This window comes from Subtercola endophyticus (genome assembly GCF_021044565.1).
Classification (GTDB): domain Bacteria; phylum Actinomycetota; class Actinomycetes; order Actinomycetales; family Microbacteriaceae; genus Subtercola; species Subtercola endophyticus.
In genome coordinates this window covers 3,150,545-3,165,876 of record NZ_CP087997.1, presented here as the reverse complement: position 1 = coordinate 3,165,876, position 15,332 = coordinate 3,150,545, and the positions used below count along the sequence as shown (strand labels likewise).

Annotated in this window: 10 protein-coding genes; 5 read left to right on the top strand and 5 right to left on the bottom strand. The window is 67.7% G+C overall.

The features are described from left to right. Positions 1–90: 90 nt before the first annotated feature. Genes LQ955_RS14670 through LQ955_RS14660 form a run of 3 tightly spaced genes read right to left on the bottom strand, consistent with a single transcriptional unit; the run spans position 91 to position 4,193 of the window. The gene (locus tag LQ955_RS14670) at positions 91–1,794 is read right to left on the bottom strand and encodes a hydantoinase B/oxoprolinase family protein (RefSeq protein WP_231025244.1); all 1,704 of its coding nucleotides are present in this window, start codon (positions 1,792–1,794) and stop codon (positions 91–93) included. Positions 1,795–1,797: 3 nt separating this feature from the next. Next, on the bottom strand, positions 1,798–3,843 hold the full coding sequence (locus LQ955_RS14665) for a hydantoinase/oxoprolinase family protein (protein ID WP_231025243.1): 2,046 nt from the start codon (positions 3,841–3,843) through the stop codon (positions 1,798–1,800). Between the two features lie 29 nt (positions 3,844–3,872). Then, on the bottom strand, positions 3,873–4,193 hold the full coding sequence (locus LQ955_RS14660) for an antibiotic biosynthesis monooxygenase family protein (RefSeq protein ID WP_231025242.1): 321 nt from the start codon (positions 4,191–4,193) through the stop codon (positions 3,873–3,875). 137 nt (positions 4,194–4,330) lie between these two features. Between LQ955_RS14660 and LQ955_RS14655 the strand changes: the two genes are divergently transcribed. Beyond that, positions 4,331–4,885 (top strand): helix-turn-helix domain-containing protein, encoded by a 555-nt coding sequence (locus tag LQ955_RS14655; RefSeq protein ID WP_231025241.1) that lies wholly within the window; start codon positions 4,331–4,333, stop codon positions 4,883–4,885. Continuing rightward, a complete protein-coding gene (locus LQ955_RS14650) occupies positions 4,855–5,427 on the top strand; it encodes a helix-turn-helix domain-containing protein (protein WP_231025240.1) in 573 nt (190 codons plus the stop codon). Before LQ955_RS14655 ends, LQ955_RS14650 begins: the two co-directional genes overlap by 31 nt. A 40-nt stretch (positions 5,428–5,467) precedes the next feature. On the opposite strand, the gene LQ955_RS14645 is transcribed toward LQ955_RS14650, so the two are convergent. Then, positions 5,468–8,968, bottom strand: a complete 3,501-nt coding sequence (locus LQ955_RS14645; RefSeq protein WP_231025239.1) for a bifunctional proline dehydrogenase/L-glutamate gamma-semialdehyde dehydrogenase — start codon at positions 8,966–8,968, stop codon at positions 5,468–5,470. Between the two features lie 89 nt (positions 8,969–9,057). Between LQ955_RS14645 and LQ955_RS14640 the strand changes: the two genes are divergently transcribed. Further along, positions 9,058–10,191: a LysR family transcriptional regulator gene (locus LQ955_RS14640; RefSeq protein WP_231025238.1), complete on the top strand. Its 1,134-nt coding sequence runs from the start codon at positions 9,058–9,060 to the stop codon at positions 10,189–10,191. A gap of 156 nt (positions 10,192–10,347) precedes the next feature. On the opposite strand, the gene LQ955_RS14635 is transcribed toward LQ955_RS14640, so the two are convergent. Beyond that, positions 10,348–12,045: a phosphatase PAP2 family protein gene (locus LQ955_RS14635; protein WP_231025237.1), complete on the bottom strand. Its 1,698-nt coding sequence runs from the start codon at positions 12,043–12,045 to the stop codon at positions 10,348–10,350. 698 nt (positions 12,046–12,743) lie between these two features. Between LQ955_RS14635 and LQ955_RS14630 the strand changes: the two genes are divergently transcribed. Together LQ955_RS14630 and dcd are read left to right on the top strand one after the other, a co-directional pair. Further along, positions 12,744–14,324, top strand: a complete 1,581-nt coding sequence (locus tag LQ955_RS14630) for an FAD-binding oxidoreductase (protein WP_231025236.1) — start codon at positions 12,744–12,746, stop codon at positions 14,322–14,324. 366 nt (positions 14,325–14,690) lie between these two features. Then, complete coding sequence (dcd, locus tag LQ955_RS14625; RefSeq protein ID WP_231025235.1) at positions 14,691–15,299, top strand: dCTP deaminase; 609 nt, start codon at positions 14,691–14,693, stop codon at positions 15,297–15,299. The last annotated feature ends 33 nt before the right edge of the window (positions 15,300–15,332 follow it).

Sequence of the window (15,332 nt, the reverse complement as noted above, 5' to 3'; positions counted from 1 at the left end):
TGCATCTCTTTCAGTCGGGTGGTGCTGGAGAGGGATGGTGCGAAGGGGTGGTGCTATTTCGAAGGGGTGGTGCTATTCGAAGGGGCGGTGCTATTCAGGGGATGCGGTGTAGCCGTATTTCTCGACGGCGCCGGCAGCAGTCAGCTGGCCGTTGAGAAGGTCGCGTTCGATGAGGGCGCGGCTGCGGTTCTTCGGGTCGCCGTACCCGCCGCCGCCTCCCGTTCGAGTGGTGATGACGTCGCCGCGCTTGACCCGGAGCGCGTTGACCTTGAGCATGGTGCGCTCGTCGTCGCGGCCCTCGTTCACGACGACCACCGGCGGGGTGGCGTCGTGTCCGCCGTTCAGGCCCCAGGCGGGTGTGATCGAACGCTCGAACCACAGCGACAGCAGTGCACTGTCGACCTCGAGCAGGTACTTTCGCTCGACGCCGTTGCCGCCGCGGAACTCGCCGGCGCCACCCGAGTCCGGACGAAAGCCGTACTTCAGCATGTGGATCGGGTACTTGGTCTCGATGATCTCGATGGCCATGTCTTTCAGCGATCCATTCACGCTGTTGATGAGCCCGTCTTGCCCGTCGCCGGTCTCCCAGGCGCCCCAGCCGCCCACGGTCGGCTCGTGGATGAGAAAGGGCGAGCCGGTGCGCGGATCCACCCCGGCGAGGCCGAGAATCATCGAGTCGCCGAACGACGCGGCCGCGGCGCGGTCGGGAATCACCGGCGCGAGTGCCTTGATGGTGAGGTCGATGAGCAGACCGAGGGGGCTGAAATAGAACTCGCACGGCGCGGGCTCGATGGCCCCGAGCATCGAGCCGTCGCGCACGATCACGTCGAGGGTGCTGAACGAGCCGCCGTCGACCGGGTTGTCAGGGTTGATCAGCAGCTTGTAGACGACCCGTGCGGCCGAGATGGCCTGCGAGGCGCCGCAGTTCACGGGACCGGCGGCCATGTCGTCGCTCTCGGTGAGGTCGATGATCATGTTCTGGCCGTCGACGATGACTTTCACGCGAACCCACTTCGGGTCTGATCCGTTGCCGTCGCTGTCGATCGTGCCCTCGGCGAAGTACTCGCCGTCGGGCACGCTTGCAATCACGGCCTGCTCGAATCGAGCGGTCTGGGCGAAGATCGCGTCGCGGGCCGCCGACACCGTCTCGTGACCGAACTTCTGAATGATGCGGCCGAGTCGGTCTTGGCCCGTCTTCACGCAGGCGATCTGTGCGAACAGGTCGCCGCGGGCGGGGTAGGAGAAGCGGCTGTTGCGAGTGAGCAGGTCGACCACGTCGGGCACGAGCTCCCCGGCCGACATCACCTTGAGGGCGCCCACGCGAAGACCCTCCTGGTAGATATCGACGGAATCCATCGTCGAGCCCACGTCTTTACCACCGACGTCGAGCCAGTGCGCCCGGCAGGTCGAGAAGCCCGAGAGCACACCGTCGGCGAAGACCGGCCCGAACACCGTCATGTCGTGCAGGTGGGTGCCGGCGATATAGGAGTCGTTGACGATCCATACATCGCCCTCTTTCCACACCTCGCGACCGTAGAGAGCCTCGGTGTACTCGGTGACGATCTCGAGGTTGCCCAAGAAGATGGGCAGGCCCGCAGACTGGCCGAGCGTCTTGTGGTTCTCGTCGAGCAGCCCGACCGCGCAATCTTTCATCTCGTAGATGACGGGCGTGTACGCCGAGCGGATGAGCGTGGAGTTCATCTCGTCGGCGGCTGAATTGAGCGCCGATCTGATGATCTCGGTGGTGATGGGGTCGATGGTGCTGGTGGGTGCTGTTGCGATGGTGGTTGACATGACTCAGGCCTCCTTGTCGACGGCGATGACGAGCGAACCGAGCGGGTCGACGCTCAATCTGGTGTGGGGTGGCAGCACGGTGGTCGCCGTCTGTTCCACGATGACGGCCGGCCCCTCGACGAGCATCCCGGGCTTCAGAACGTCGCGGCGGATGACCGGGGTGGGGTACACCGCCTTGTCGAACACGATGTCGCGGGTCTCGAATGGGTAGCTCGTGTCGGTGGTCGCATGGGTCGGCGCCGGCGTGGGCCGTTCCATTTGACCGAACGCTGCGACTCGCAGGGTCACGACCTCCACCGGTGCTCCGGGGTTGGAATGCCCGAAGCGACCGGCGTGCGCCGTGTCGAAGCGCTCGGAGGCCGCTGCGACGAAGTCGGGCTGGGTAGGTGCCACGTCTTCGCCGATCGGAATGGTCAGGGTGTACTCCTGCCCCATGTAACGCATGTCGAGGGAGTATTCGAGCCGAATCGCCTCGGCGTCGAGACCGTCTGACTCGAGCGCGGCGACGCCATCGCTCGCCATGCGGGTGAGCAGTGCATCCAGTTCGCCGGGGTCGGCAGCCGCGAGGGCACCGTAATACGACTGCGAGAAGTCGCGGCGTACCTCGGTTTCGAGCATGCCCCACGCCGAGAACGCGCCGGGGAACGGCGGCACGATGACCTCGCCGATCTCGAGCTCGCGAGCGAGGAACACGGCGTGCATCGGGCCGGCACCGCCGAAGGCGACCAGCGAGAAGTCGCGAGGTTCGATGCCGCGTTCGACGGTGATGTTGCGAATGGCCTGAGCCATCTTGGCGTTGGCCACATCGCAGATGCCTTCGGCCATGCGCACCAGGTCGAGGCCGAGGGTGTCGGCGAGCGTGCCGACCGCGGTCTCGGCCGCGGTGCTGTCGAGGGTCATGGTTCCGCCGGCGAACCAGGTCGGGTCGACGCGGCCGAGAACGAGGTTGGCATCGGTCACGGTGGGCTTGGTTCCGCCGCGCATGTAGCTCGCCGGGCCGGGGTTGGCGCCCGCGCTCTCGGGGCCGACGCGCAGGCCGCCAGACTCGGCGTAGGCGATGGAGCCGCCGCCGGCGCCGATGGTATGGATGTTCACCACCGGCATGAGCAACGGAAACCCTTCGAGCTCGGTTTCGTTGCTCACGTCGGGCTTACCGTCGACCACCAGACTGATGTCGAACGAGGTGCCGCCCATGTCGACGCCGATGAGATTCGGTTTGCGGAGGCGTTCCGAGAGGGCCACACCGCCCACCGCACCGCCGACAGGCCCTGAGAAGAGGGTCTGCAGTGTCATCTCGCGAGCCGAGTTCGCGTTGATGATGCCGCCGGAGGACTGCATCACGTGCAGGGTCACCGACAGGCCGCGGTTGAGCATTTCGGCCTGCAGGTTGGTGAGGTAACGGCGCACGATCGGTGCGGTGTAGGCGTCGATGACCGCCGACGAGGTGCGCTCGTACTCGCGCCACTCGCGGGCGACCTGGTGCGAGAGGGTGATCTGCACGTCGGGCCCGAGTTCGTCGCGCAGAATGCGTTCGACGTCGAGTTCGTGATCGGGGTTGACGTAGCTGAACAGCAGGCCGACGGCGATCGCACCGAACCCTTCGGCGCTGAAGCGCCGGGCGGCCGCACGAATCTGCTCGACGTCGAGCGGGGTGCGCACGGAGCCGTCGGGGCCCAGGCGACCGCCGATCTCCACCGTGTCGGCGCGGCTGACCAGCGGTTCGGGCTTGCGGTAGCGCACGTCGTAGAGCCGGGTGCGGTGACCGCGGGCGATCTGGTAGATGTCGCCGGCACCCTCGGTCGCAAGGAGCAAGACCTTCTCGCCGCGACGCTGCAGAAATGCGTTCAGGCCCTGGGTCGTGCCGTGCACGATGAAGGAGATGTCTTCGGGCGAGTCGACGACCTGGGCAAGGCCGGCGAAGACGCCGCGGGTCAGGTCGTCGGGTGTGGTGGACGCCTTGCCGGCCGAGTAGGCGCCGGTTTCTTCGTTGAAGGCGATGACGTCGGTGAAGGTTCCGCCGATGTCCATAGAGACGCGGTATTTTGCCATTTCAGATCTTTCGTCGATTGCGCGGCGGGTCAGTCGGTGGGAGCCGAGAGAACACTTTCGTAGACGTAACCCCGGGCATCCGGAGCAAACTCGGCGTCGAGAAACTCGCTGAGGCCCGCGGAGAGCGATTGGCGCCAGGGGTTCTCGACCCAGCCCTGATAACCGTCACTGTCGGCCCAGAGGGCGGTGACGAGCACGAGGTTCTCGTCTTCGGGAACGAAGTACATCTCGGTGCCTCTGCAGCCGGCGAGTTCGACGGCCTTCTCGAGCGAGCCCACCTCGCGGTACCACTCGAGTAGGTCGTTTCGCTTGCCGGGCTGAACGTTAAGGTAAAGAAAAGAACGGATCATGGGAGCACTCTCGGTCGTGGTAATTTTTTCTCTATTCGCAAAGTAACATCGCAAATAAGAAAACCTAGAAGAATTTCGCTATACGTAACCCTCGTTTTACCCGAGCGAAATGTACTGGAAACGAAAGGTCGGAGTGCGTGGACTGGATACTCACGAACATCGGTCCGCGCCTGAAAGAACTCCGCAAGAATCGGGGGCTCACCCTCGCAGAACTCGGTACGAGCGCCGCGTGTAGTGAGGGCTTTCTCTCGGGCATCGAGAACGGATCGATCATTCCGAGCATCAGCGCGCTTTCGGTGATCGCCGCCGTGCTGGGCGCCGACGTGTCGGCGTTCTTTCCCGAAGAAGAGAAGCCGGCTGTGGTGGTGCACCGCGCCAACGACGTCAACCGACTGATGATCTCGTCTGACAGTGCCGAGAGCTACAAGATCTTGTCGTCGCGGTTCGACAACCCGTCGTATACCGCGCTTCGGCACGTGCTCTTTCAAACGGAGAACGGCGGCACGTACCTGCATTATGGGGAACGATTCGCCGTGATTCTGCGGGGCCAGGTGACCGTGTTGTTCGGCCAGAAGGAGTATCACCTCGGTCCGGGGGAGTGCATCCACTATTCACCCCACCCCGACCACAAGCTCATCGTCGACTCAGAAACGGAACTCTTATGGCTCGTATCGCCGGCACTGATTCGATAGGCGAACCCGGCGAGAAGACACGCCTCGCCGTACGAATCGGCGAAGCCGTGCGGGCGCAGCGTAAAGCGGCGAATCTCACGCTCAGCCAGGCGGCGCAACTCGCCGGCATGTCGGTCTCGCACCTCTCGAACATCGAAAACGGCCAGACGCTGGCGTCTCTCCCCGTACTCGCACGCATTGCCACGGCGCTTCGTACCTCGCTGGCCGAGCTGACCCGCGACGAAGACCGCTTGGTCATTCAGACGTCGCGCATTCCGGTCGAACCCGGTGAGGCGGCGAAGCTCTCTCACCCGATGCTGCAGCTCGAGGTCTTCGCCGAGGCGCTCGCCGATGCGGGTTCAATCGAGTTCTCGCTGCCGCCGGGCGCGCGTGACCTGTTCGTCTTCGTGCTGGAGGGCAGCGTGGTGGTGAGTATCGACGCCGTGGTCTACGAACTAGGGCCCGAAGATGCGCTCGACGCTCGCACGCCGCACTCGGCCTCGGCTCGCGCTCTCGGGCCCGCTCGGCTGCTCTGGGCGACGGCACCGGCGCAGCAGTTCTAGCGAGCACCTCGAGAGCGGTCGCGGCTCATGCAGGCGCTGGCTAGAGCAGAGCGTCGGTGAGGTGGTCGGGGGTGCCGAAGCGGTGCGCGGTGATCGCGATCGCCTGCTCGCGCAAGAACGGCAGCAGCTCGAGGCGCCCGGCCTCGGTTGCCGGTTGGTCGTACACTGCGAGGTCGGGGCGACCGCCCGTGACCGCGGTCACCGATGAAGCGGATGCCCCGAGCAGTCGAACTCGCGAAACGTGGGTTCGCGCGACTCGGGTGAGCCACGACTCGTCGTTCTCCACGACGACGGCTTCGCAGAGTTCGCGCAGGGCGGTGAGGATGCCCGGGTCGACGGTGTCGTCTGAAGACGTCGACACGATCATCCGTGCCCCGGCGAGGGCGCCGGCGGCGACCACGCGCACGAGCGAGACGGCAGGCTCGCCCGCGGCACGGCGGATGAGCACGGGCTCTTCGACAGGGAGGTAGCGAAAGACGTTGCGCTCGGCCGACAGCCCCGACACGTCGCGGGCCACCCCGAAGGAGTCGTGCCAGGCCGCTGCGTCGCTGCGAACCGCGCGGCGCAGGTAGGCGGCTGCGGCGCCGGGGGCTGTGGTTGCGTCGAGGGCGGCGCCCGCACCGAGGTCGTCGCCGAGGCGAGGAATGACCGCCGCGATGAGCCGTTGCACGGCTGGCGACGACACCTCACGGCCGGCCGCGGTCGACACCGTCGGTCGCCAGGTTCCGAGCCCCACGAGATAGTTCGGGCCGCCGGCCTTGGTTCCGGCTCCGACCGACGACTTCTTCCAGCCGCCGAAGGGCTGCCGGCGAACGATGGCACCGGTGATCCCGCGGTTCACGTAGAGGTTGCCTGATTGCACAGTCGACAACCAGCGCGAGATCTCCACAGGTTCGAGGGAATGCAGGCCGGAGGTGAGCCCGTAGTCGACATCATTGACCAATGCGATCGCCTCGTCGAGGGTGGCGGCGGTCATGATTCCGAGAAGAGGCCCGAAATATTCAACACGATGAAAAGCCGATCCGCGAGCGACGCCGCTGCGAATGCCCGGGCTCCAGAGACGGCCGGTCGAGTCGAGCTTGCGGGGTTTCAGCAACCACTGCTCGCCCGCACCGAGTTCAGTGAGGCCGGTGAGCAGTTTTCCAGCGGCGGGCTCGATCAGCGGGCCCATGCGCGTGCCCGAGTCGGCCGGGTACCCGACGGTGAGCGAGGCAACCGCGTCGAGCAGTTGCGCGCGAAAGCGCGCAGACGTCGCGACAGAGCCCACGAGAATCACGAGCGACGCAGCCGAGCACTTCTGGCCGGCGTGCCCGAAGGCCGAGGCGACGACGTCTTTCACGGCGAGGTCGAGGTCGGCAGACGGGGTCACGATGATGGCGTTTTTTCCGCTGGTCTCGGCCAGCAGCGGCAGGTCGTGCCGGAACGAGCGGAACAGCTCGGCCGTCTCGTACGCGCCGGTCAGAATGACGCGATCGATGCGCGGGTCGGAGACGAGCGAACGCCCGAGGGTCTGCTCGTCGAGCTGAATCAGCCGCAGCACGTCACGGGGCACCCCCGCCGCCCAGGCGGCCTCGGCGATCAGGGCTCCACAGCGCTCGGTGAGTGCGGCCGGCTTGAAGAGCACGGCCGAGCCGGCGGCAAGCGCAGCGAGGGCGCCGCCGGCGGGAATGGCGACCGGAAAGTTCCAGGGCGGGGTGACAAGCGTCACGGCCGCAGGCGAGAACTCGGCGCCGTCGACCGCGTCGAGCTCACGCGCCGACTCGGCGTAGTAGTGCGCAAAATCGATCGCCTCCGACACCTCGGGGTCGGCCTGATCGAGCGTCTTGCCTGCCTCGGCCGCCATCACCTCGAGCAGGTCGGCGCGGCGCGACTCGAGTTCGTCGCCGATGCGGTGCAACACCTCGGCACGCTCGTCGCCCGAGAGCGCGGCCCACGAACTGCTCGACGCATGCGTGTCGGCGATGGCCTCGTCGAGCGCGGCGGCATCACCGACCCGGGCGTCGTCGATGGTCGAGACGCCCAGCACAGAGGTGCGCGAACGAGTCAGCGCCGCCTCGCCCCACGAGCGGTTCGCGGCAACCGCGGGGTCGGTGTCCGAGGTGTTCTCGAACGAGCCGAAGCCCGGCGCGGGTACAGCCGCATACCGAGAGGTGACGCGGTGCGGGTCGGGCGTGCGATCATCCAGTGCCGCTACCGACGCCAGAAAACGCTGGCGCTCTCGTTCGAACAGGCCCTCATTCTGCGACAGCTCGAACACCGCCGACATGAAGTTCTCGCTCGACGCGCCTTCTTCGAGGCGGCGAATCAGGTACGCGATCGCCACGTCGAACTCTCGTGGCGAGACGACGGGCGTGTACAGCAGCAGCGACCCGACCTCGCGGCGAACCGCCTCGGCTTGCCCCTGCGCCATGCCGAGCAGCATCTCGTATTCGATGCCCTCGCGCACGCCGCGTTGCCCGGCCAGCAGCCACGAGTAGGCGATATCGAAGAGGTTGTGACCGGCCACGCCGACCCGTACGTTCACGATGTGGGCCGGCTGCAACGCGTAGTGCAGCACTCGTTTGTAGTTCGTGTCGGTGTCTTGCTTCGTGCCCCAGGTGGCCAGCGGCCAGCCGTGAAGGGATGCCTCGACCTGCTCCATCGGCAGGTTGGCGCCCTTCACCAGCCGCACCTTGATGGCCGCACCCCCACGCTCTCGGCGTGCGGCGCTCCAGCTCTGCAGGCGCTGCATGGCCGAGAGAGCGTCGGGCAGGTAGGCCTGCAGCACGATTCCGGCCTCCAGGTGGGTGAACTGCGGCAGGTCGAGAATCTGCGTGAAGACCGCGATGGTGAGGTCGAGGTCTTTGTACTCCTCCATGTCGAGGTTGATGAACTTGGCCGGGCTGGCCGCCGCCGCCCGGGCGAAGAGCGGGGTCAACTCGCGCACGATGTCGGTGACCGACTCGTCGAAGGCCCACGGGTTGTGCGGAGCGACGGTCGACGAGACCTTGATCGACACATAGTCGATGTCGTCGCGGCCGAGCAGGCGCAGGGTGCCGTCGAGGCGTCGTCGCGCCTCTTTTTTGCCCAGTACGGCTTCGCCGAGCAGGTTGACGTTGAGTCGCACGCCGTTCTTCTTGATCTTGCCGATGGCCGGGCCGAGTTTCGCGTCGGTCGCGTCGATCACGAGGTGGCCGACCATGTTGCGCAGCACGCGGCGGGCAATCGGTACCACGACTCCCGGCAACAGCGGAGCCATTGTGCCACCCAGCCTGACCGCTGCACGCATCGGCAGCGGCAAGAACGCCGGAACGTTCGGTGCGATCGACCGCAGCGCTGCCGCGGCGACCCGCAAGTCTTCGGGGCGCACGACTCCGTCGACGAAGCCGACGGTGAAGTCGAGGCCGGCCGGGTCTTTCAGCACGCCGGCGAGCCGGGCGCCCGCGGTGTCGACCGGAATGTCAGAAGCCTCGCTCAGCCACCGCCTGACGAGCGCAGTCGTCGCGTCGGTGAGGGCGGCGTTGTCTGTCACAGTCACGAGCGCATCGGCTACATCAGTCATGCACCCAGTATTCGTCTAAGCTGACATCAGCAAAAGCGAACGTTTCTTACGCATATTCATCAACTCAGCTGACGTATGAGGAGAGCCGGATGCTCGACCCGCACCGCCTCGAACTGCTGCGCGAGCTGTCGATCCGCGGCACCATGGCCGCGGTCGCCGAATCGCTGAAGTACAGTCCGTCGGCGGTTTCGCAGCAGCTCACCTTGCTTGAGAAAGAGGCGGGCACGACGCTGTTCCGAAAGGTCGGCCGCCGGGTACAGCTCACGCCGCAGGCCGACATTCTCGTGCGGGCCGCGGGCGAGCTCGCCGACGTGCTCGAGCGAGCTGAAACCGAATTGCAGGCGTCGCACACGACCATCCGGGGTCGCGTGCGGGTCGCGGTCTTCCAATCGGCGGCCCTCGCGCTGATGCCCGAGGCACTGTTGCGCATGGCCGAACAGCACCCCGAGGTCAGGGTCGAGATGGTGCAGAAGGAGCCCGAAGAAGCCCTGCATGAAACCTGGGCCCGCGACTTCGACCTGGTCATCGCCGAGCAGTATCCCGCGCACTCGGTCGCCTGGTTGCCCGGACTGCACCGCCGTGACCTCACCTCAGACGAGATCATGCTGGCGGTGCCGCCGGCCCGGCCTGCGTCTGGGCGCGTATCCGTACCTGTGGCTGTGCGTGTGCCTGGGCCTGCGGCTTCGCGTGTGCCTGGGCCTGCGGCTTCGCGTGTGGGTGCGGCCGCGCGTCCACTTGCGGTTGGGCTGACGCCTGAGCTCACGGCTCGCGAACCGGCCCCCTTTGCCGAGTCACCCGGCCACGGGGTCGTGGCGGCGCCGGGCCGCACGGCCACTGCCATCACTGCCCCTGCGACTGACGCCGACTTCGAACCTGCGCTCACCTCGATTCAGCATGCCCGGGGCCGAGCCTGGGTCATGGAACCCGCCGGAACAGCCTCTCGCCACTTCGCCGAACAGCTCTGCCGCTCGGCCGGCTTCGAGCCCGATGTGCGTTACGAGACCGCAGATCTGCAGACGCACATCCGCCTCGTCGAGTCGGGCAACGCCGTTGCCTTGCTGCCGAATCTGCTCTGGGCGGGGCGTGAAGTGAGTTGCACGCTGCTGGCGCTCGCCGGGCATCCGCACCGCACCATCTTCACCGCCCAGCGCGAAGCCGGGCTGCAGTCGCCGGCCGTCGAGGCCGTGCGCTCCGCCCTCGAGCAGTCTGCCGCGCGGTTCTGACCCATCGCCAGCTGCCCTGCTTCCCAGCTGCCCTGCTGATCGCCCCCCTCCCGAGTGCGAGGTTTCCGGACGAGAGCGACCGTTGAAACGGCTCATCTCGTCCGGAAGTATCGCGCTCGTTGCATTCTGGTGGCTCGGCGCCTGGCGCCTGGGGCTCTAGCGCTTCGCGGCGCGGCGGCGACGGGCCATCGTGGCGAACGCGAACGCCAGACCGCCGAGGGCCAGGGCACCGGCGCTCAGCGCCACCGCGGGCACCGCGTCGACACCGGTGTTCGCCAGCGACCCAGAAGAGCCCGAGCCCGATCCCGATCCCGATCCGGCCGCAACCGGAGCCGCGCTGGCCGACGGTGACGCAGAGGCCGAGCCCGAGGCAGAAGGCGTGGGCGTCGGCGTGGGCGTGGGCGCCGCCACAACCGCCGCCTGACCCCCGGTCGACGTCACCGTCACGGCCCCGTCGGCCGCGAGAGACACCGTCGCGCTGGTGGCAGCCGCGAGGTTGAGTCGCTGCCACGATCCGTCGGCCGTTTGCGACTGGTCGAGCGGATACCCCGACGCGATCTCGGTCTGCGCGAGCACCGAGGTTCGCTGGGCATCCGTCAGCGTCGGAAAGGTCGTGAGCAACAGATTCGACGCGCCGGCCGGCACCGACGCGGCCAGGCCGGTCGCACCGCTTTGCGGCAGCCCGTAGGTCTCACGCTCGGTATACACCGACACAGCGGATACCCGGTCGGTGACGATCTGCGCCGTGCCACCCGGAATCGCCTTACCGCCGTACGGGTTCGACGAATACGCCGACTCGCTCGAGATGCACGCGGCGAGCGTATTGCCGCACTTCTGCTCGAGGTAGCTCACGAGCTCGGCGCGGGCCGGCTCCAGCACCTCGGTGCGGTACTGCTCGTCAGACCAGCGCGCTGCAAGCGCGGCCTCGCCGTCGATGCGACCACCCATGATGTCGATCGGGTAGTGCACGCCGAGCACGATGCGGCTGTTTCCGGCTTCGGATGCCCGGGTCAAGATCTCCGGAGCGAGCTCAGGCAGCAGCGTGGCGAGCGTGATTCCCGCCTGGTAGGCCGTGGTGGTGTGTCCGCTCGGAAACGACCCGCCCGTGCAGATGCCCGCTGTGCCGTATCCCGCGTCGAGAGCGACGTCGTTAGACGAGAACTCGCCCGTGGTGTCTGTGGTCGGCGCCACGCGCACGATCGAGAGGTTGCCCGTGGCGCTCGCGTACGGCTGGCCGACACGATTGCTGGTGAGCGACGAGGCGTTCTCGAGGTCTGGTGCACAGCTGGCGGCGTCGCCGGCTACTGCGGGCGTGGCCGGGTCGGTCGGGAGATACGGCCGCGGGTAGCTGAAGTTCGCCTTCGCAGCGCTGGTGCCGACGTAGGCGCCGCTGGTTCCGTTCGAGCTGTTGATGAGGGCGCTGGTGAGCGGAAGCGCGTCGCTCTGTCGGCCGCTGACGTACAGCGGGCCGAGCACCGAGCCGAGGGCCGTCGAGATGGTGATCGACTGGTCGTAGGCGGTGTTCGTGGCGTTCTCGTACTCCGCGTCTTGCAGGGCCTTGAACTGCTCGTCGGCGGTTGCGTTGGTGTTGATCCACACGGCGAGCTTGTCGTTCTGCGCTAAGACGTCGGCGTCTTTGACGGTGCCGTGCAGATCGTTCGTTCCGCTCGACTGCCACAAAGCGTTGTAGCCGCCGAGCAGAGTAATGAGGTTCGGAACGGTGCTGTTCGGCGAGGTGGGGTCGCTCGGGTAAGGGGCCGCGGCGTTGGCCGCGGAAGGAATGCCGACGAACAGGGCCAGGGCTGCGGCCGCAGCGATCGGCGCAACAACTCGTTTAGAGGGTGAAAGACGCATGCCCGCGACGCTATTCGCCCCGGTTGTCGCCCAGGCGAACCGCAGGTGTCTGGCACCTTAACGGGGGTCATGCGCCGGTGCCGCTGCTGGCCCTGTGTCTACGCCGCCCGCCACCCCGCCCCGCCGCGCGACCTCACGGCGCCATCGTGCCGCGCCATCGTGCCACCCCACCGCGCGACCCCGCCGCCCGCCACGTGCGCCCCGACCGCGTGGCCCGTCGAAAACAGCGGAGAATCCGGGACCGTACCGCCCAATAGCCGCTACCCCCTTGAATTCTCCGCTGTTTCGCGCTGCCGCCGCCGTAGCCACTCGCCGCCCGCCACCCCGCCCGCCGCGCGACCTCACCGCGCCATCGTGCCACCCCACCGCGCGAGCCCGCCGCCCGCCACGTGCGCCCCGACCGCGTGGCCCGTCGAAAACAGCGGAGAATCCGGGACCGTACCGCCCAATAGCCTCCACCCCCTCGAATTCTCCGCTGTTTCGGGCTGCCGCCACCGCGAGACACCCCGAGCGACCCCACCGAGCGACCCCCGCCGCGCTCCAGCACCGCGCAGCCGCCGTCCCCCCCACGGCACGGCACCACCGCGCCGCGCCACCCCGTGCCGCCGCCGCGCTACCCCACCGCGCCGCCCGCCGCCACTCCGCCACCTTCTCCCCCTTCCCCGCGCCCGACCCCCGCTCGCCCTAGGCTGGCCTGCATGAGCCCCCTCTCACGCCGGCAGTTTCTGCTCACGGCCGGCAGCTCGGTCGCGGCCGCATCGTTGCTCGCCGCGTGCTCGAGCCCCGGCCCGCAGCCGACCGGCAGCCCCACCGGCACCCCCACAGGCACGCCGACACAGACCCCCGCCGGCCCGCCCGACTGGGCAGCGCTCCAGGCCCAGGTGAAAGGCACGGTCGTGCTGCCGGCTGATGCGGCCTACGGCAGCGTGAAGCCCACGGAGAATCCGCGTTATGACGACGCACAGCCGCTGGGCATCCTGCAGGCGAGTTCGGCGGCAGATGTCGCCGCGGGGCTGGCGTTCGCCACGAAATACGCTCTGCCCCTTGCCATGCGCGCTGGCGGACACAACTACGAGGGCTGGTCGGCGGGCGGCGCCGCCGGTTCCGGTGTTGCGCCCTCGTTCGTCATCAGCACGGCGACTCTCACCGACGTGACGCTCAGCCAAGACCAATCCACCGTGCAGGTGGGGGCCGGCGCATCCCTCGCCCAGGTCTACAACACGGTCGGCAACGCGGGCCGGGCCATCGCGGGCGGATCCTGCGCGACAGTCGGCGTCACCGGCCTCACCCTGGGCGGGGGAGTCGGCGTGCTCGTGCGCGCCTTCGGCCTCGCCTGCGACCAGCTCACCGGCGTCGAGATCGTCACCGCAGACGGCACCGTGCACGAAACGAGCGCGACGACCGACGCCGACCTGTTCTGGGCCTGCCAGGGCGGCGGGGGCGGGCAGCTCGGCATCGTCACCGGCCTCACCTTCACCACGCAGGCGGCTCCTCCCGTCACCACGTGGTACGTCGAGTGGCCCTGGTCGGCCGCCGCCGACGTCATCGCGGCCTGGCAGACCTGGGCGCCGAGCGCCGACAACAACCTCTGGTCGACCCTGAAGCTGCTGGGCGGCGAGACGCACCAGGGCGACCCCAGCGTCTCGGTCTCCGGAACCTGGATCGGCGACCAGGGCGACCTCTCCACCCAGATCGCCCCTCTGCTCACTGGGGTCAGTGCGTCGCCCAGCACGAACCAGTCGTTCCATCACACGTACGTCGACGCGATGATGATCGAGGCCGGCTGCCAGAACACCCCCATCGCGCAGTGCAACACCGGCCCGGGCGGGTCGCTCACCCGCGAACCCTCGTCGGGAACATCCAACATCGGCTACACGACCCTCGACGCCTCGGGTATCAGCGACCTCATCGCCCAGGTGAACGCGGCGCAGAACGTTTCGGGCATGACCGAGGGCGGCATCTCGATGGATGCCCTGGGCGGCGTCGTGGCGACGATCGACCCGAGCGCCACCGCTTTCGTGCACCGAAAAGCCCTGATGACGGTGCAGTACACCGCGACCTTCGCCGTCGGAGCAGACCCGGCGCCCTTTGACGCCTACGTTCGCGGCTTTCGCACCACCATGACGAACCACTGGCAGAACTGGGCCTACGTGAACTATTGCGACGCCACCGTTCCCGACGCCACCACCGCCTACTTCGGCGCCAACCTGCCTCGCCTCACCCAGCTCAAGCAGCAGTACGACCCGCACGGCCTCTTCACCCAGCCCCAGTCGTTCTGAGTTCGCCGCCCCCGTTCGCGCCGGCGCTGTACTTCGGCGCCGGCGCGGCAGTTGGGCGCATCTGCGGTAGTTCGAACCACCGCGCGCGCACCAAAGTACCGCGCGTGTGCCAAAGTACCGCGGGCGTGCCAAAGCACCGCGGATGCTCCCCTCGAGCCCGACGCACCACGACGCCCGTCGGCGCGGTAGTTGGGCGCGTCTGCGGTAGTTCGAACCACAGCGGGCGTGCCAAAGTACCGCGGATGCTCGCCTCGAGCCCGATGCGCGACGCAACACACCGCACCGCGATGCCCGCCGGCCGGCTGCCGAGGCTGCCGAGGACGCCGAGGCCACCGCACCGCGCGGGGCGAAAGGTAAGCTGGCGCCGTGCTTCTCAGTGACCGCGACATCAGAACAGAACTCGAGAGCGGGCGCGTCGGGCTGGCTCCCTACGAGCCCGCCATGGTTCAGCCGTCGAGCGTCGACGTGCGACTCGACCGCTTCTTTCGCCTCTTCGACAACCACAAGTACCCCTTCATCGACCCGGCAGAAGATCAGCCCGAGCTGACCCGGCTCATCGAGGCCAAGAGCGACGAGCCGTTCATCCTGCACCCCGGCGAGTTCGTGCTCGGCTCGACGTTCGAGCAGGTCACCCTGCCCGACGACATCGCGGCCCGCCTCGAGGGCAAGAGTTCGCTCGGCCGGTTGGGCCTGCTCACACATTCCACCGCCGGATTCATCGACCCCGGGTTCTCTGGGCACGTCACGCTCGAGCTGTCGAACGTCGCGACCCTGCCCATCAAGCTCTGGCCCGGAATGAAGATCGGCCAGCTGTGCTTCTTTCAGCTCTCGTCTCCCGCCGAGCATCCGTACGGGTCTACTCAGTACAGCTCGCGCTACCAGGGCCAGCGCGGCCCGACCGCCTCGCGTTCGCACCTCAACTTTCACCGCACCGACGTCTCGGGAGACCAGCCGACGCTGGGCGGCCACGACTAGCGCGACGCGAAAACGCGACGCCGGGGTTGCGCG